At 60.9% G+C, this 16,877-nt stretch carries 20 protein-coding genes and 1 pseudogene; 8 read left to right on the top strand and 13 right to left on the bottom strand.

What is annotated here, in order from left to right; translation table 11 throughout:
- The first annotated feature begins 53 nt into the window (after nt 1–53).
- Nucleotides 54–437, top strand: coding sequence for a winged helix-turn-helix transcriptional regulator (locus F753_RS37470; protein WP_031297756.1), 384 nt, complete (start codon nt 54–56; stop codon nt 435–437).
- Here the strand turns inward: F753_RS37470 and F753_RS37475 are convergent.
- Nucleotides 434–1,324, bottom strand: a complete 891-nt coding sequence (locus F753_RS37475) for a LysR family transcriptional regulator (protein WP_023445536.1) — start codon at nt 1,322–1,324, stop codon at nt 434–436. The genes F753_RS37470 and F753_RS37475 overlap by 4 nt on opposite strands.
- A gap of 84 nt (nt 1,325–1,408) precedes the next feature.
- Here F753_RS37475 and F753_RS37480 point away from each other — a divergent pair, with 84 nt between their 5' ends.
- Nucleotides 1,409–2,191, top strand: coding sequence for an NAD(P)H-dependent oxidoreductase (locus tag F753_RS37480; protein ID WP_023445537.1), 783 nt, complete (start codon nt 1,409–1,411; stop codon nt 2,189–2,191).
- Nucleotides 2,192–2,229: 38 nt separating this feature from the next.
- Here the strand turns inward: F753_RS37480 and F753_RS37485 are convergent, their stop codons facing one another.
- From F753_RS37485 to F753_RS37495, 3 genes are all read right to left on the bottom strand, one after another.
- Nucleotides 2,230–3,540 (bottom strand): methyl-accepting chemotaxis protein, encoded by a 1,311-nt coding sequence (locus F753_RS37485; protein WP_023445538.1) that lies wholly within the window; start codon nt 3,538–3,540, stop codon nt 2,230–2,232.
- A gap of 182 nt (nt 3,541–3,722) precedes the next feature.
- Nucleotides 3,723–4,109 (bottom strand): ester cyclase, encoded by a 387-nt coding sequence (locus F753_RS37490; protein ID WP_023445539.1) that lies wholly within the window; start codon nt 4,107–4,109, stop codon nt 3,723–3,725.
- Nucleotides 4,110–4,223: 114 nt separating this feature from the next.
- Nucleotides 4,224–5,327, bottom strand: coding sequence for a DUF2855 family protein (locus F753_RS37495; RefSeq protein WP_023445540.1), 1,104 nt, complete (start codon nt 5,325–5,327; stop codon nt 4,224–4,226).
- 73 nt (nt 5,328–5,400) lie between these two features.
- Here F753_RS37495 and F753_RS37500 point away from each other — a divergent pair, with 73 nt between their 5' ends.
- The 3 genes from F753_RS37500 (at nt 5,401) to F753_RS37510 (ending at nt 7,737) form a co-directional block, all read left to right on the top strand.
- The gene (locus F753_RS37500) at nt 5,401–6,048 is read left to right on the top strand and encodes a TetR/AcrR family transcriptional regulator (protein WP_041207203.1); all 648 of its coding nucleotides are present in this window, start codon (nt 5,401–5,403) and stop codon (nt 6,046–6,048) included.
- Nucleotides 6,049–6,220: 172 nt separating this feature from the next.
- Nucleotides 6,221–6,964, top strand: coding sequence for a class I SAM-dependent DNA methyltransferase (locus F753_RS37505; protein WP_023445542.1), 744 nt, complete (start codon nt 6,221–6,223; stop codon nt 6,962–6,964).
- A 164-nt stretch (nt 6,965–7,128) separates the two neighbouring features.
- Entirely contained in the window at nt 7,129–7,737 is a 609-nt protein-coding gene (locus F753_RS37510; RefSeq protein ID WP_023445543.1) for a DJ-1/PfpI family protein, read from the top strand.
- A gap of 41 nt (nt 7,738–7,778) precedes the next feature.
- On the opposite strand, the gene F753_RS37515 is transcribed toward F753_RS37510, so the two are convergent.
- Nucleotides 7,779–8,912, bottom strand: coding sequence for an MFS transporter (locus F753_RS37515; RefSeq protein ID WP_023445544.1), 1,134 nt, complete (start codon nt 8,910–8,912; stop codon nt 7,779–7,781).
- 140 nt (nt 8,913–9,052) lie between these two features.
- On the opposite strand from F753_RS37515, the gene F753_RS37520 reads away from it, so the two are divergent.
- A complete protein-coding gene (locus tag F753_RS37520; protein WP_031297762.1) occupies nt 9,053–9,538 on the top strand; it encodes a MarR family winged helix-turn-helix transcriptional regulator in 486 nt (161 codons plus the stop codon).
- A 143-nt stretch (nt 9,539–9,681) separates the two neighbouring features.
- On the opposite strand, the gene F753_RS37525 is transcribed toward F753_RS37520, so the two are convergent.
- Nucleotides 9,682–10,374 carry a GNAT family N-acetyltransferase gene (locus F753_RS37525; RefSeq protein WP_023445546.1) on the bottom strand — a complete coding sequence of 231 codons (693 nt, stop codon included), beginning with the start codon at nt 10,372–10,374 and terminating at the stop codon, nt 9,682–9,684.
- Nucleotides 10,375–10,620: 246 nt separating this feature from the next.
- On the opposite strand from F753_RS37525, the gene F753_RS37530 reads away from it, so the two are divergent.
- On the top strand, nt 10,621–11,265 hold the full coding sequence (locus F753_RS37530; protein ID WP_023445548.1) for a hypothetical protein: 645 nt from the start codon (nt 10,621–10,623) through the stop codon (nt 11,263–11,265).
- A gap of 100 nt (nt 11,266–11,365) precedes the next feature.
- On the opposite strand, the gene F753_RS37535 is transcribed toward F753_RS37530, so the two are convergent.
- Nucleotides 11,366–12,094 (bottom strand): FMN-dependent NADH-azoreductase, encoded by a 729-nt coding sequence (locus tag F753_RS37535; RefSeq protein WP_023445549.1) that lies wholly within the window; start codon nt 12,092–12,094, stop codon nt 11,366–11,368.
- Between the two features lie 117 nt (nt 12,095–12,211).
- On the opposite strand from F753_RS37535, the gene F753_RS37540 reads away from it, so the two are divergent.
- Nucleotides 12,212–13,117, top strand: a complete 906-nt coding sequence (locus F753_RS37540; protein WP_023445550.1) for a LysR substrate-binding domain-containing protein — start codon at nt 12,212–12,214, stop codon at nt 13,115–13,117.
- Nucleotides 13,118–13,602: 485 nt separating this feature from the next.
- Here the strand turns inward: F753_RS37540 and F753_RS37545 are convergent, their stop codons facing one another.
- The 6 genes and pseudogenes from F753_RS37545 to F753_RS49575 all read right to left on the bottom strand — a co-directional run bounded on the left by F753_RS37545 (nt 13,603) and on the right by F753_RS49575 (nt 16,822).
- Nucleotides 13,603–14,133: an REP-associated tyrosine transposase gene (locus tag F753_RS37545; protein ID WP_023445551.1), complete on the bottom strand. Its 531-nt coding sequence runs from the start codon at nt 14,131–14,133 to the stop codon at nt 13,603–13,605.
- Nucleotides 14,134–14,326: 193 nt separating this feature from the next.
- Nucleotides 14,327–15,001, bottom strand: coding sequence for a hypothetical protein (locus F753_RS37550; RefSeq protein WP_023445552.1), 675 nt, complete (start codon nt 14,999–15,001; stop codon nt 14,327–14,329).
- Between the two features lie 170 nt (nt 15,002–15,171).
- A pseudogene (locus F753_RS50310) lies at nt 15,172–15,312 on the bottom strand (REP-associated tyrosine transposase); the annotation flags it as partial.
- Between the two features lie 171 nt (nt 15,313–15,483).
- On the bottom strand, nt 15,484–16,173 hold the full coding sequence (locus F753_RS37555) for an SEL1-like repeat protein (protein ID WP_156924037.1): 690 nt from the start codon (nt 16,171–16,173) through the stop codon (nt 15,484–15,486).
- Between the two features lie 98 nt (nt 16,174–16,271).
- Nucleotides 16,272–16,667, bottom strand: coding sequence for a hypothetical protein (locus tag F753_RS49570; protein WP_156924038.1), 396 nt, complete (start codon nt 16,665–16,667; stop codon nt 16,272–16,274).
- The gene (locus F753_RS49575) at nt 16,664–16,822 is read right to left on the bottom strand and encodes a hypothetical protein (protein ID WP_156924039.1); all 159 of its coding nucleotides are present in this window, start codon (nt 16,820–16,822) and stop codon (nt 16,664–16,666) included. Before F753_RS49575 ends, F753_RS49570 begins: the two co-directional genes overlap by 4 nt.
- Between the last annotated feature and the right edge of the window lie 55 nt (nt 16,823–16,877).

Here is a 16,877-nt window from a genome sequence, read left to right on the forward strand (position 1 = left end):
TTACCCACTCGAAAATGCCGATCCAAGTCGGCACCAAATGGTGACCATCCCCCATGCAACCGGGCTCTGACGAAGAACAATGGCGCGAAGACTGCGCACCAAGACGCGTGCTCGAGCTCTTCTCCACCAAGTGGACCAGCATGATTCTGCACACGCTGCATGCCCGGCATGGAGGCACCTCACGCAGTGGCGCATTGCATCGCAGCCTGCCTGGCATCTCCAAGAAAATGCTGATCCAGACGCTTCGCGAACTGGAGCAAAGCGGCCTGATCGAGCGCCACACGCTCGATTCGGTGCCGCCGGCGGTGAGCTATGCGCTCTCGCCGCTGGGCCAGCTGATGGTTGAACCCATCGAACTGATCTACGACTGGGCAAGGCAGAACTCCGGCGCGCTGGATCAGCTGCAGCCCAGAAGCACGTCGCGCAGGCGGGGCTAGATCGCGTTGACGATCTGCTCGCGCAGCCATTCATGGGCCGGGTCGCGATGGGCGCGTTCATGCCAGAGCATGGCCATTTCGTATCCCGGAATCTCCAGCGGCGCCTCGACGACCTGCAGTGCAACACCCTGAACCAGCCGTTCGGGCAGCATGGCCACCAGGTCGGTGCTTTCCAGCACCGAGCGCAGGAACAGGAAATGCGGCACCGACAGCACCACGCGCCGTTGCAGGCCATGCGTGGCCAGGGCATCGTCGGTGGCACCGTGAAAGCCGCCGCCATCCGGTGAGACGATCACCTGATCCAGCGCGCAGAACTGCTCTAGCGTCGGCCGTCGCCGCAGGCGGGGATGCCCGGCACGGCCGGCCAGTACGTAGCGCTCGGTGAACAGAACGCGGCGGCGCAGGTTGGACGGCGAACCATCGACGGTGTGCAAGGCGAGGTCGATATCACCCTGTTCTGCCTGGCGGGCGATGCGCGAAGGCTGCATCTCGACCACGGCTATGCGGGTGCTCGGTGCGGCGGACCGCAGGCCGGCCAGAGCGGGTAGCACAATCGCGGACTCGCCATAGTCGCTGGCTGCGATGCGCCAGACGTTCTGCGCGGCGCCAGGGTCGAACGGGCTGGCTGGGGCGACGGCTTGCTCCAGCGCCTCCAGCGCCAGGCGCAGGGGCTCGCGCAACGCTTCAGCCCGTGCAGTCGGGCGCATGCCTCGCGGCCCAGGTATCAGCAGAGGATCATCGAAAATGTCCCGCAGCTTGGCCAGGTGCACGCTCACCGAGGGCTGGGAAAAATTCAGGCGCTCTGCGGCGCGGGTGACATTGTGCTCAGCCAGCAACACGTCCAGGGTCACCAGCAGATTCAGATCGAGACGTCTGAGATTATTCATGGCAATACCTGAGATATGGCTTATTCATTTCAAACATACCTGGGCAAGCGACATTCTGCAGCCGTCCCGCTACGGAGGTTTCCCATGAATGTTCTGCTTGTTTATGCCCATCCCGAACCGCGCTCGTTGAATGGCGCGCTGAAGGAATTTGCCGTCCACCGTCTGCAGGCGGCTGGCCATCAGGTCCAGGTTTCCGACTTGTATTCCATGGGTTGGAAGGCCGTGATCGATGCCGGCGACAGTCTAGATCGCGACCCCGAAGCGCGTTTCGATGCTTCCGAGGATTCCCGACGCGCGTTCGCCAGTGGCCGGCAGAGTTCTGACATTGCGGCTGAGCAGGACAAGCTGCGCTGGGCGGATGCGCTGATCCTGCAATTCCCGCTCTGGTGGTTCTCGATGCCGGCGATCCTCAAGGGCTGGGTCGACCGGGTATATGCCTACGGTTTCGCTTATGGCGTCGGAGAGCACTCGGATGCGCGCTGGGGCGATCGCTACGGCGAGGGCTCGATGGTCGGCAAGCGGGCGATGCTGATCGTGACTACCGGCGGCTGGGAATCACACTACAGCCCGCGGGGGATCAACGGGCCCATCGAGGACCTGCTGTTCCCCATCCATCACGGCATCCTGCATTACCCGGGCTTCGAAGTGCTGCCACCATTCGTGGTGCACCGCACCAGCCGTATCGATCCGGCGCGATTCGACACACTCCGCGACGAGCTGGGCAAGCGCCTTGACCACCTCTGGCGCACTGAGCCCATCGCCTATCGCAAACAGAACGGCGGCGACTACGACATTCCGGCGCTAACGCTCAGGGCCGAGGTGGCGCCAGGGCAGGTCGGCTTTGTCGCGCATGTCGAACAGCCGTAACAGCTCCAGGGGCAGGGGCGTGTTCTGTCGTTACGTCGTCAGAGTTCCTTGGCGAACCGTTCGACCGCACTGACCACCTGCTTGGCGGCGTCCTGAATCTCGACGATCACCGCGCCGGCCTGGTTGGCCAGCCCCAGGCCCTGCACCGCCTGTTCGCGGCTGGCGAACATGTTGCGCACGGCCTCGTCGGCCAGCGCCTGGTTCTGTTGCACCACATTGACGATCTCGTCGGTAGCGGTGCTCGTGCGCGCGGCCAGTTGCCGAACCTCGTCGGCCACCACCGCGAAACCGCGACCCTGGTCGCCAGCCCTGGCGGCCTCGATGGCCGCGTTCAACGCCAGCAGGTTGGTCTGTGCGGCGATGCCGCCAATGGTCTGGACGATGGAGCTGATCAGCAGCGACTGCTTGCCGAGCGCCTCGATGCCATCGGTGGCGGACTGCACCTGGTCGGTGATCTTCTGCATCGTCACCAGGGTGTCCTTCACCACGCTGGCGCCGCGCTCGGCACTGACGTCGGTCTGCAGCGAAATGTCGTAGGCAACGCCCGCGGCTTGCCGCACTTCAGCCTCACGCATGACCTGCTCGGTAACCACGTTGGCGAACTTGACCACCTTGTAGAGGTTGCCTTCGGTGTCGTGCACCGGGTTGTAGGTCGCTTCCAGCCAAACCTCGCGGCCGTGGCGGTCGACACGCTTGAAGCGGTCGGCGACGTACTCGCCGCGGTTGAGCTTCTGCCAGAACGCCTTGTAATCCGCCGAAGCGGCATCTTCCGGCGCGCAGAACAGACTGTGATGTTTGCCTTTGAGCTCCGCGAGCGAATAGCCCATGGTCTGGAGAAACTGCTCATTGGCCGTGACCACCGTTCCGTCCAGATTGAACTGGATAACCGCGGTCGAGCGGAGCAGGGCGGTAATGAATGCCTCGTTCTCCTTCGCCTGATACACGGCCTCGCTGATATCGCTGCCGAAACCCTGAATATGCGAAAGCTTCCCGTCGGCCGTTGCGATCGGATACCAATGGATCTTCAACCAGGCGAGGCTGCCGTCGGCGCGCAGGTAGCGGTAGTCGTCGCTGACCGGCTCGAGCTTGGCCACCGCGGCGCGAAAGTTGTGAAAGCAGGGCAGGTTCTTCACGTAGGGCGGAACGATCTCGGCCAGGGGCCGGCCCTGGAGATGCCCGTGTGAGTAACCCAAGGTACTGGCGAATCGATCATTGAACGCGCAGATCTTGAAGTCGGTATCCAGCGTGACCGACAGCATGTCACCGTTCATCTTGCCCATGAGCTGGCGCAGGATTGCCAGCTCGGCATCCTTGGCTTCCAAATCCTTTTTCAAGCGGTTGTTAAACATGCAGGGCATCCAATCGATCTAGTTGTGCTTCCGATATCGGCGAAGAGTGCGGGCGCTTGAGCGACTTCGTGTCGCGCCAGCGAAAGCCGTTGAACCGACGCGGTGCGTGCCGAAGCGAGTGAAAGGGTGCGATTACCACGCGTTTGTCTTCGCCCCACATGTGATGTGAGCCGTCATCGCCCTCAGAGCTGATCGGCAACTGCCTTCTTGTCGATCACCGACCACACGTTGCGGATCTTTCCCTCGAGGAACTCGTAGAAGACGTTTTCGGTAAAGACCACTCTCTTGCCATTCACAGCAAAGCCAAACAGTTCGCCTGTGGGCGTGCAATCGAACCGCAGCTGTGCCGCCACATGGGGCGGCTCGACGATGAGCAGCCCGATATTGAACTGCAGATCGGGGATCGCCCGAACGTCGCCGTCGAGCATCTGGCGATAGCCGTCCAGCCCGACGAACTGGCCGTTGTAGTGCACTTCTTCATGGACGAAGCGCTCCAGCTCTGCCCAGCGCCTGCCGTTCAGGCAGGCGATGTAGCCCCGGTAGCAATCAGCGATCTCGTTGCCAGTCATGATCGTTCCCCGCAAAGAAAGCCCGATAGTCAGGCTAGCGACTGGCTCGATATACGCCAGCCGCATCGACCGGCCGCACTGGCTGAGGTTATCTGCTCGGCACCGATTACCTGGTCAGTCGAGCACCACGGCGTGGCCCTCCAGAGGATTGATGGCGCCTTTGATCAAGGATTCTGCCAGCGCCTGTGCGGACTCCAGGCCAGCGTGTTCGTGCACCTGCATCCAGGGTTGCTGCGCATCGCTCACCCGAGCGATGAAGGCCAGCTGCGCCTCGTTGAAGCGGCGGGTCACCTCGGCGGGGCCCCAGTCGGCGTTGCGTTTCTTGATCTGATAAGGCGCGAAGTAGGGCTGTGGTTGCGGACCGGCCAGCGTTGGGTCCGTCTTTCTGTATTCATGGTTCTGGGCTGACCCGGCGAAGCAGTCGTACACCAGGGCATCCTTGAAATGGCTGTGGATCTGCCGGCGTAGATCGGCGCTGCCGGAGAAGTCGATGTAGAGCGTGGGCACGCTCGGGTCCAGTGAAGCGAGTTGGTCGTAGCCAACTGCCTGGCGGTAGCAACCCAGGCCTTGTACGAAGCCGGTGTTGCCTGGGGAGGTCAGTCCGATCGTTTGCACGGCCGGGTTGTCCTGCAGGCAGAACGCCGTGCCGTACGCGGTCTTGCTCGAGGCGCTCGACATCAGGATCTGGCGCGCGCCGAAGAAGGCGTTGTCGTCAAGGAAATCGGCCAGCATGAACGAGGTGATGAACAGCGGGCGCAGCAGCATCTGGTAGTTTTCGCTCTCTGCGCGATAGGCGGCGTCGCTACTGATGCGCTGGTACTGGTTGTAGGCCGAGGTGAGTTCGAGTCGATGTTCGGCGCCGTCGTAGAAACCGCGCTCGGAGGCGCGCACCGGCTGCATCACGACATGGCTGGCGATCGGCCAGAAGCCGTAGAAGCGCTCACCCTTCGCCAGGCCATCGACGGTGCTCTCCACGACTTCGGCGAAGCCCCACGCCGGCATGTGGAACCACTCGCTATCGCCAGTGGGGTAGAAGTCCCAATAGCGCAGGTGAGGTGTCTCGCCGAATGCGGCGTAGGTGACATTGTTCGTGGTCAGTGCCAGCCGGCTGATACGCAGCAGGGCTTCGCCGGCTTTCAGCTCCGGCATCGGTCGGGTTTGAATGCGGGTCTGCTGCATGTCTTTCTTGTTGTTCTGCAACTGGCGGATGACGCTCATCGATGGCACCTTGGGTTCGTAAATGGACGGCTTCGACTCTATCCCTTTCGTTTCACCGCCGGGTTCGGATTTCATGAGCACACGATTGCCGAGCGCCAAGCCGCTCAAACGGCCGACTCAGCAGCGCGCCAAGGTCACCGTTCAGGCGATTTTCGACACCTATGTTCGGATATGGCAGCGCGACGGCTGGTCGCGATTGACGACCCGCGCGGTGGCACTCGAAGCCGGCGTGGCCATCGGCACCCTGTACGACTATTTCCCCAGTAAACATGCGCTGCACTCGGGCTATGTGCGCTATTGCGTCGAGCAACTGCTGGAGGCCGTCGACGCGCAAGCGGTAGCGCCAACCGCGCTTGCCTGGCCCGAGCGCATCCGGCGACTGGTGCGCACCCTTGCCGGGGTCGAGTCGCGGCTGCCCTGGTTCCACCCGGATATGCTCGAACTGGAATCGCTGGTGGCCGAGCCCAAGCATCAGCGCAGGGCCTACGAGGATCTGTTGGCCGCCTGGCATCGAGTCATCGATGCGGCGACCGATCTGCCGGTACGCCCGAGCGCTGCGACGCTGGAAGCACTGCATCTTTCGGTATGGGGCGGTCGCCGCTACGCGATGCTGGTGCAGCTTGAAGCGGAACGCATGAGCGATTGGGCCAACTGCATGGAGCAGCTGTGCCTGGACAGGCTCGCTGGCCCGTCGCCCCAGCCTGAGTGCGATCGATCATGAGGCAGCCTGTCGTTTCGTTCAGCTGACTCGCTAAAGAGAAGCGAGCATACGGTCGCCGGGTATCTGGAGGACGGGCAACAGGATGTGTCAGCGCGGCGGTAATTGCCGGGCGATTTCCAGCCGGCCGGGATAATATGCGCGCCCCCATCGTTTCCTCACACATCAGGTCATCATGCCCGGCGATGCTCTCTATACCGACTTGTCGGGTTATTACGATCTCATGTGTGCGGACATCGACTACAGGGCGCAAAGCCACTGTGTCCACAGGTTGCAGCAGCTGTTCGGCAACGGCGGGACGAGGCATCTGGACCTCGCCTGCGGCACTGGCCCGCACGTCCGCCATTTCATCGATACCGGCTATACCAGCGGCGGGCTCGACATCAACCAGCCGATGCTGGACAGAGCAGCCGCGCGCTGCCCGCAAGCGCAGTTTTCCCTGCAGGACATGTGTGGCTTTGCGGTCGAGCAGCCGGCCGATCTGATCACCTGCTTTCTTTACTCCATTCATTACAGCGCCGAGCTTCAGCGATTGCAGGCCTGTATCGCCAGCGTGCATGCCGCGTTGGCCCCGGGCGGGCTGTTCTGCTTCAACGCCGTGGACAAGCGCCGGATCGACAATGCCTCATTCGTCTCGCACACGGCCAGGCATGCGGACGGCCTGTTCACCTTCAGCTCCGGTTGGCATTACCCGGGTGAAGGGGAGCAGCAATTGCTGAGGCTGCGAATCGAAAAGACCATCAGCAATGAAAGCCAGGTCTGGCACGACGAACACAGGATGGTGGCAGTGAGCTTTGCCGAGCTGAGCGAGCTGCTGGAGCGGTACTTCGAAGTGCATGTGCTCGAGCATGACTACGAGAAGATCGTGCCCTGGGACCAGGCATCCGGGAACGCGATATTCGTCTGCGTGAAGATTTAACGGCGAAAGCCAGGCCCTTCGTCCAGGTCCGTGGAGTGACCAAGCGCTTTCTCGCCCAGTGGCCAGCCTTACGCGCTGTACTGGTATCGCCGCTTCCGACTGTGCCTTTGCGCGCGCCTGCCTCGCTTTGAGAATAGGTCGACTCACCAGCGCTGGACCCAGCCATGCACATTGCCATTGTTACCTTTGACGGCTTCAACGAACTGGACTCGCTGATTGCGCTCGGCATCCTGAACCGCATCAAGCGGCCGGGCTGGCGCGTGGCGCTGGCTTCGCCGAGCGAGATGGTCACCTCGATGAATGGCGTGCGGCTCTATCGACAGGCTTCTCTAGACGAGCTCGAGTTCTGCGACGCCGTGCTGGTCGGCAGCGGCATCAGAACCCGTGAAATCGCTCAGGATCTCGTCGTGATGCAGCTGCTGGCGCGGCTCAATCCCGCACGTCAGCTGATCGGCGCCCAGTGTTCGGGCACTCTGTTGCTTGCCAAAGCGGGTTTGCTGAACGGCGTTCCCGGCTGCACCGACCTCACCACCAAGCCCTGGGTGCAGGAAGCGGGTATCGAAGTGCTGGAGCAACCATTCTTCGCGCGCGACAACCTGGCAACCGCCGGCGGCTGTCTGGCGTCCATCTATCTGGCGGCTTGGACGTTGGCACGGCTGGTTGGGCTCGATGCGGCAGCCGAGGCGCTGCACTACGTCGCGCCGGTAGGGGAGAAGGAGGACTACGTAGCGCGAGCGCTCGCCAATATCGAGCCGTATCTGAACTGCGCCTGATGATCGCCAATTGGTTGATCAGGTATCTCGATACGGCTGCGTCATACCGGTTGCGCCTCTCGCGACGGCGCGGTGAGCTGCAACGCCAGACCCATCAACAGCATGATGCCAACGGCCATCAGCAGCCAGGCATCCGCCAGGCTCGCCAGCCGGTCGCGCAACAGGCCTGCTCCCAGCGGTGCCAGGCTGGCAATCAGGTAGCCGCCGCCCTGAACGAATCCCAGCAGCGAGCCGGCGTCGGCCGAGTCCCTTGCATGGTCCATGGCCAGAATCAACGAGAGCGGGAACAGCGCGCCGATACCTACACCCAGCAGAATTGCCGTCGGGATTGCCAGCGCCAGCGGCGCCAATGCCAGGCACAACAGCCCGGCCAGCACCACGGCCAGCACGCCCAGCACCAGCGGCCGCCGCTGCCGGATTCGTCCGATCAGCGCGGAGAGCAGCAATCCGGCGCCCACTTCCGCCAGGCTGATGCCGCCGAGCAGCAGGCCACTGTCCGCAGCGCTCCAGCCCAGGCCCGTGTAATAGGGCGGCAGCCAGGCCAGCACCAGGGTGTAGGACGCCGTACCGATGCCGAAGAACAGCAACAGCCGCCAGGCGTGTGGCGATTTCAGCGGCAACGGCCGGGAGGCGGTTCGCTCTGTCGCGATCGGCGGGCGCGCCAGGCTCCACCAGATCGACAGGGTCAGTACGGCCGGAATCGCCCACAATGCCAAGCCATTCGCCCAACCGAATCGTTCTGCCAGCGGCGCGGCACTGGCAGCGGCGAGAGCAGCGCCGCCCATGATGCCGGTGGTGTAGAGCCCCATCAGCGCGCTGGTCCGCTGCGGATGGCAGCGGTGGATGTACGCCGGTATCAGCGCCTGCACCAGGGCAATCCCGACGCCGCCCAGTGCCGCGGTGAGGATCAGCCCCGCACCGTTCGGAGAGCCCCAGCGCAAGGCACTGGCCAGCGCCACCAGCGTGAGCCCGAGCGCTACGCCACGGCGCTCGCCCAGCTTCGCTTGCAACATGGCGCCGCCAAGTGCGCAGAATCCCATGGCAGCGATGGGCAGGGTGGTAAGTGCGCCTGCACCGGCGCTGCCCAGACCGGTCGCGGCCTGGATTTCATCGAGTAATGGCCCGATGGCCGCTAGGATAGGCCGCAGGTTGAGGCCTACCAGCAGGACGAGCATGACCGCCAGTAACGCCTCGCCGGCCCGCGATAGTGAAGATGACGCGGGTGATCGAACGGAAAGCATGGCAATCTCCAAGTTGGCAGTTAATGTCTTTGCGATAAGTATCTTAACATCAAGATAAATAGACGAGGTATCCGGTGATCGATAGAGCTCAACTCGCCGTTGAACAATGGCAACAGCAACGGCCGGACCTGGACACCTTGCCCATGCGCCTGATCGGCCGGCTCGGCGAGGCGGTGCAGGTGCTCAACCGAGACGTGCTGCAACCCTTCTTCGATGAGCACCGTTTGCACTACGGCGAATTCGATGTGCTGGCGACCTTGCGTCGCGCCGGGGCGCCGCATGCCCTGAGCCCGACCGCGCTGTATGAGGCTGCGATGATTTCGTCAGGCGGCATGACCAATCGACTCGACCGCCTCGAGCGTGCCGGGCTGATCGAACGCAAGCCGAACCCCGAGGACCGTCGTGGCACCCTGGTCGCCCTGACCGAAGCCGGCTTCACTCTGATCGACGGCCTGATGACCGCCCACGTCGAGAACGAAAAAACGGCCCTCGCCACACTCAGTCGCGACGAACAGGAACAGCTCGACAGGCTGCTGGGCAAGTGGCTGGCCGGGCGCTAGCGCGACGCTTGGCGTAAGCCGCGATAAAAGAACGCGCGGTTCGACAAGGCGAGGCGTATATCCGCGATGGATTGAGGTGTGGCTCGTGAATGACGCAGCTGCGCGGGCTCGGTATCACCCGAGCCTGGTGACGCCTCGCGCGATCAATGCAAGCGCCGAACGCTCGATTGCTGCACCAGGTCCTGCGCCTGGCGCGCCAGTTGATCGAGCAGACGGTCGCGTTGTTTCTCCGCCTCGCTCATCGCCTTGCGGCCATTCTGCTGCACCAGGTAGCTGTAGATCTGCCGAACTTCCTTGGACTGGAAGATCGGCTCCAGATCCTGCACCGCCACCGCACCGTTCGAAGCCTCGTTACGGGTATTCATCACCACCTGCGGGCCACGCGACGCCAGCGGCTGAAAGCCCAGTGCGCTGAAATACGGCACCTTGCCTGCAACGCACGCCACCTCGGCATGGGGATAGCGCGTCACCATCGCTTCGACCATGCCCCGGCCGATGCCTTGGCGGCGATGGCCGGCGTCGACCGCCAGATAGACCAGCGCGCAGGCTTCGGGATCGTCCACAAATGGCAAATACAGCGCGAAGCCGAGCAGGACCGCCGGGTCCTCAGCATCCAACGCCATGATCAGCTCCGGCTTGCCGGCCTGCGCGCCGTCCATGCTGTCCAGATAGCGATGCACCTCGAAGCCCACCACGTACTGATACAGCTGATACAGCGGGTTACTGGGCTGCAGCGAGACGGGGCTGATGTCGCCGAGATAATCCACCACCATCTGCAGCACCTGGCTTTTCAGCGATTCCGGCGGCGGGGTGTCGAGGTGAGAAAGGACGAACATGGAAGGCTTCGAGCGCGACGCAAAAGGCGGCATTGTAGCCGGCGGGGCGCTCGCGGTGAGGTGGTTGAGGCTGGGGAGGACTGCCTGAGCCTGATTGTTCTGTGCCGTTCGATTCGGCTGGAGATTGCCCCTGAAACCGCAGAACAGTAATGTGGCGACCGGCCACTATCCGTGGTCGATCATGCCCGGCGTTCGAACGCCTACGTTCGAAAAGGCGACGGATGCCCACTACACAAGGACTTGTAAATGAACGCTGCTTTTTTTGCTCCCCTCAAAACTTCGCTGCTGGTTTTACTGGCGGTGAGCATGGTGGGTTGCGTTACCAGCCGCTCTGTTGTCGATGTTTCCGTTCCGAACCTCACGGGTACGACTGGGCAGAAGGTCGTTATCACGACGATCGACGAACGGACCTTCGAGGCCAAGCCTCGTAGCGCCGACATTCCTTCCCTCAAAGGCGGCGAGATCAACGACAGTTCGGTCACCGGGCGCGCCTATGCACGCAAACGCAATGGATATGGCAAGGCGTTGGGTGACGTTGTGCTGCCTTCAGGCCGCACGGTCAGCCAACTGGTCGGTTCCGCTGTCGCCAACGCCTACGCGCAGTCCGGCTATCAGGTGGTAGAAGAGCAGAATACGGATGCCCGCCAGGTCACGGTGCACATCAAGGAATTCTGGACCTGGTTCTCGCCTGGTTTTGCCTCGGTGTCCGTCAACAACAAAGCGAACCTGATCATCGAATCTGATGGCCAGGCGCCAATGGCCATCGCCACTGAGGTGAACGACGGTATGCAGCTCGTGACGGATAGCGACTGGGCGAAGGTGACCGGCCAGGGTCTGCAGGAAGTCACGGCCGCCGTTGGGCAAAAGCTCGAAATGAGTCGTGCCCAGTAGCCAAGGCCTGCCGGCTACCACGCACCTGCATAGCGTTACGTGGTAGCAGATCCGCAAGGCTGCGTTTGCATTCAGCATCAAACCGCAGCCTTTCGCCCCGTCACTCCTGCACAAGCTCAGCCTCACGTCGATAGGCCTGACCAAGCGACGTTTCCTCGATTGCCCCCTGCAGCTCCTTCACCAGCGCATCGACCTGGCGCAGCGCCTCGGCCACCGAGGCGGCCAATACCTCGCCACCGGTTTCCTGACCTTCAATCGCGATCTGATGGATGCGGGTAATCCCGATGAAATTGAGTGCCGTCACCAGGTTCGGCTCCAGGTGATTCATGTGCGCCATCTCCCCGCCGGGACCAAAGCCGATGCCGCCGCGGGCGCTGAGGATGACCGCATGCCGTGGCCGGTCCGCCAGCAACGGCACGTACGGGTCAGGTAGTTTGCTTTCGTCGACCTCGACCGTCCGGCCCGGGCGCACGATCTGGTCGATCCAGGCCTTCAGTGCCGCGGGCATGCCGAAGTTGTAGAGCGGCGTACCGATGACCAATACATCGGCGGCGATCAGCTCATCGACCAGCTGGTCGCTTTCCGCCAGCGTATCCCGCATCCACGGCTCGCGGCGCTCTTCCGGCGTAAAGCTGGAGGCGATCCAGTCATGGCTGATAAACGAAGGCGGGTTCTGGCCTATATCGCGGTAGACGATGCCGTCCTGCGCGCGGCGGGCCGCCCACTGGCTGACGAAGCGGTGGGTGAGGTTACGGCTGTGGGAACCGTGCTCGTCCTTGCCGGCAAGCCCTGGGCGGGCGCTGGCATCAAGGTGCAGAAGGTGCGTCATGGCGATTCTCCTCTGTGATTGAACTCATCTGTCGTTCGCGGTAAATCCAGCCTAGGGCTAGGCTGTACGAGCGACAAACGACCATTTCTTCCAACTACAGATGAGAGAAACTCAGCCATGGCGCATCGCCGGTTACCTTCGCTTTCTGCGCTGCGGGCCTTCGAAGCCGCGGCCCGCCACGAGAGCGCCAAGCAGGCCGCCGAGGAGCTGTCCGTCACGGCCACGGCGATCAGCCACCAGATTCGTTCGCTGGAGGAATCCCTCGGCGTGGCGCTGTTCCTGCGCAAACCGCGGAAGCTGGAACTGACCGATCCGGGACGGGAGCTGCAACAGACGTTGGAAACGGCCTTCGACAGCATCAGCGCTACGGTCGAACGCCTGAGCGCGAAGCCCTGCCGCCAGGCGATCACCCTCAGCACCACACCGGCCATCGCGGTGCGCTGGCTGGTGCCCTGGGTCTGCCTGCTGCGCGATTCCCATCCGGATATCGATCTGCGCTTCCATACCTCCCATGAGCCAGTCGCGCTGGATGGCGTCACGGCGGATATCGCCATCCGCTACGGCGACGGCCGCTGGTCCGGGCTGGTGGCGGAGAAGCTGTTTGACAACACCTTCGTCCCGGTCTGTAGCCCGCACCTCGGCTTGCGGGATATTGCCGAATTGCCCAAACACCCGTTGATCCACTTCCGTGCGCAAGCCGCCTTGTCCGCTCCGATTCATTGGGCGTCGTGGCAGAAGCTCGCCAACGTGCCGGGGCTGGATGTGAGCGCCGGGCTGGTCTTCTCCGACGAGACCCACGCAATCTCCGCCGCCATCGGCGCCCAAGGCGTGGCGTTGATGAGTCGGCAGTTGATCGAAGACGAACTGAGGGAAGGGCGGCTGGTGCAGCCGTTCGGGCCGGAGATGGAGGGCAAGCCGTTTCACCTGGTTTATCCGGAGAGCCGCCGGGATGACCCGACGGTGCGGGCGGTGAGGGAGTGGGTGATGGCGGTGCCGGGTGGCTTGTGTGAGCTGACCGGCTAATTCGCCGCAGCGTAGGGGGGAAAACGGCGAAGCCTTTTCCACTCGTCACTTCCAGGCTACTTGCTCGGATCGTTTCCGAGTTGCTTCTGGCATTGGTTCCGCCCCGCTGGGCGGGTCCCTTTTGGCAGTCGCCCGGATGGCCGGCCCCGCCAAAAGGAACCAAAAGGGCTTGCCCCAGCATCCGGCCCTGCGCTTCGCTCCGGGTTCGTTACTCGCTTCGCTTCATCGCCATTCCAGGCGCATGCCGCGAAGGGCCATCCCTGGCCCATCGCGGCTCTCGCGGCATCCATGCCGCTCAACCCCCTCCACGACGATTCCGCTCACCCTCCTGAAAGGGGCGGTTGGTGTCGCCTGCCGGTCAGTGCAGAAGAAGCAAATAAAACCAAAGAGCTCTCGGGCGACTCGAAGTCCGTCCCCGTCAGTTGGCCGAGTGGAGGTGTTGCGTAGCAGCGTAGGGTGGAAAACGGCGAAGCCTTTTCCACGCGTCAGTCCGCATCCTTTGCGAATCCCTCCGCCTCATCACCGCACCAATCAACTGGGTAGATCCCAGCTCCGACGGCTCGATGAAAACTCGAATAGGGCCAGTCGGCGACACGCTCCACCAAGCCGTGCTTTAACGGATTTCGATGCACATAGTCGACGTGATGCCGATAATCCCGTTCATCCTGGATCAGATGCTCCCAATAGCGCCGTTGCCAGATCCCGCGTTCGCCGCGGGAGCGCTGAGTTGCCGTCAGTACTTCGGTCTTAGGCAGGCGTCGGGCGAAAGCGAACTTGATGACTTTCCAGCGCAGGGCGAAATCGGCGTCGCCATCCGGGAGCGTCCAGATGCAATGCATGTGGTCGGGCAGAACGACCCAGGCGTCGATGTGGAAGGGATGGCGTGAGCGTGTGGCTCGTACCGTCTCGCGGAGCAGGTCGATATGGCGGACCAGCAGGTCGCTGCGTCGGTTGAGCAGATTGACGGTGAAGAAATACGTGGCGCCCGGCACACGGGCGCGGCGGTAGCGGGACATGGCGGCTCATCCTTGAGCGTTGTGTTGGCAGTGAGGTTGTATCGGTGGATAAGAAAAGCGTTATCCACCCTACGACATCTCAACCACTCGCACCGCCGACGAATCGACGTTGCCGGAGCGTAGGGTGGAAAACGGCGAAGCCTTTTCCACGCGTCACTTCCAGGCTACTCGCAGACGGGCATGACTCAACGTGTCATCTATCGCGCCGTACATCCAGCACTTCGTTTTTACCAATCCTCTCCAGGAACCGTTGCCGGAAAGTCAGCTTGCTCTCCTGCAATGGTTGAAGGCCAAAACGCTGACGTTCGTTATCAACCAGGCGGCGCGGAAGATGGGCCTCGCAGTAGTGCGCATACTGCTCGAAGTAGATCCTGCTATACGCACCATCCTTGATTTCGACTGGCTCATTTAGGGCCTTGCGTTTGTGTTTGACCCACGGCTCCAACGCATACCAGCAGGCGAGATACATCGGGCCCCAGATATTCATGAAGTGGTTTCGGGAAACCAAGTTGTGAAGCGCCATGTAGCCGATGCGTTGCAGATTGACCCCAACGACCTGGGCTGCATCGAGCTCCTGGCTGGTCCAGCCGTTCGGGTTTGTCTCTGGGTCTTGCGGCAGCCCGCAGTAGCTATGCCGCTTGTGTGCGTCGGTGAGTAGCCTTATCTGCGGTTTGAGGGTGTCCATTTCCGACATGGTCCAGCGGAGAATGTCAGCGTCCCGTGATATCGACGATTCGCGAATGTTCTTTGCGCCCTGCCTCAACCCTGCAAGTAGAACCAATGTGAGCAGCACCATTACCACGTCGGACAGGCCGGATACGCCGCTCCAGTCAAACTTGCTGAGCTCGATTTTTATTTCGGTGAACATCGTTGTCCTTGAGTCTTTGTATGCGCTGTTGATGCCGTATGTATCGGTGAGTCTGCAAGTTGCGATAAGCGGTTTTTGATTGGCACAGAGGGCGCTACGTCGCGCTATGCCAAATTGTATCGGCGATAGTGCAGATTTCTGGAGGCTGTGGAAGGGATCGCTCTGCAAGTGAAAGGGGGGCGTGAACGTGTGGCTCGCACTGTCTCGCGCAGGTCGACATGGCGGACGAGCAGGTCGCTGCGCTGGTTGAGCAGATTGACGATGAAGACGTGTGTGGCGCCCGGCGCTTGGGCGCGGCGGTAGCGGGACATGGCGGCTCATCCTTGAGCGTAGTGTTGGCGGGAGGTCCGTATTGGTGGATAAGCAAAGCGTTATCCACCCTACGACATCTCAACCACTCGCACCGCCGACGCATCGACGTTGCCGGAGGTAGGGTGGAAAACGGCGAAGCCTTTTCCACGCGTCACTTCCAGGCTACCTCGTTACCTTGCCATACGTCGTTTAGCGTAGTTGCACTCGTTAAGCGCGAACGCTTTCTCGTACAGCTGCCGCTTCTCTTCGCGACTATCGCCTTTGCTGGTTCGGGTTGCTTGGAGAATGTAGATTTCTGCTAGAAAATCATTCATCGAACCCCACTGATATTGCACACCCTCCGGTGGAACTTTCATACATGCAAGGCGAACAGTGGGCTGAGGGTAAGTGTTCTCATAATGGTTGATCTGAGACACGGCATTCTCCAGCAGTGCTTCGTACTCCGGGTTTGGCCCATAGCCGACACAGCTTGCGGCGAGGCGTACAGCAGCTGGTGCAAATGCTTGCTCCGCGCTCCGGTTATAGAGCTCGCAGGCAGCGCCTTCGCGTTCCGGTAGTGCTTCGTATATCAAGGCAAGACGGTATTGCGCCGTGGCGGAGCCAAGCCGGCTGGCTTCTTCAAGCTTCTGTATGGCTGGCAAGATTGCTCGACCGTAGCGATCAGACATAAGCGGAAGGTTAGCCTGGTCGTTGTTGCCTATTGAGGCTTCGATCTGGTGCATGATCGGCTCCGCTTGCTCAAGTAACTCAACGGCTTGTGAATAAAGAGTTTCTGCTTCTTCCCGCGTCGATGTGTCTGCCACAGCGTTCAGTGTTGTTGTCAGGATGAAGAATGAAAGAAGAAGGTGTCGTGTCGACATAATATTGTCCGAAAACTGAATGAGATAACGAAAATATTTCGTTTAATGGGAAAAATAAATCTGTCCCCTTTTTTCCACCCTTTTCCCCACGCTGATATTTATGTGAAAGCTATCTTCTTTAGTGCGTAAGAAAGAATAAGAATATTGCCTATTGTTATTGAGAAAAGTTTTATCCAGAAGAAGGCGAGGCTTGGCCAGTTTAAGTAAATAGATGCTTGAATTTCTTCGTTCTGCTTTATCCCTTGTTTTTCTTTGGTTCTATGGAATACGCCCCAGATTGCTGAGGCGGAGAAGTATTGGAGTAGGTCTGATGTGAGGCCAAGAATTAATAGGATTGCTGGCCACAGTAGCTCTGTAGGTAAAGTGATAGAGCCTGTAGATTCTCTTTTAAATATCCATATAAAAGCTATTCCGGCGAATGCTATTTGTCGGGCTACGCTGCTTGCGCTTGCAGTGTGGTCGTAGTAAGAGCTTTTATAGTCTGATAGTTTCATTCTTGATTTTTGTTTTTAGTGGGCGTGCGAGGGCCTGTGCTAGTGGTTTTTCCATTGTCGTTGTTTACCTGGACGTTTGTTGGATTTTCTTTTTTCCAAACAATTTCGCGTTTAACGACTTTTTCTTGGTTCTGATTTTTTTCTTTATTCGACATTTTAGAATCCTTATAGAAAGCCCCGCACTAGGCGGGGCTTTTAGTGTTTCTCGCT

Source organism: Stutzerimonas chloritidismutans AW-1, assembly GCF_000495915.1.
Classification (GTDB): domain Bacteria; phylum Pseudomonadota; class Gammaproteobacteria; order Pseudomonadales; family Pseudomonadaceae; genus Stutzerimonas; species Stutzerimonas chloritidismutans.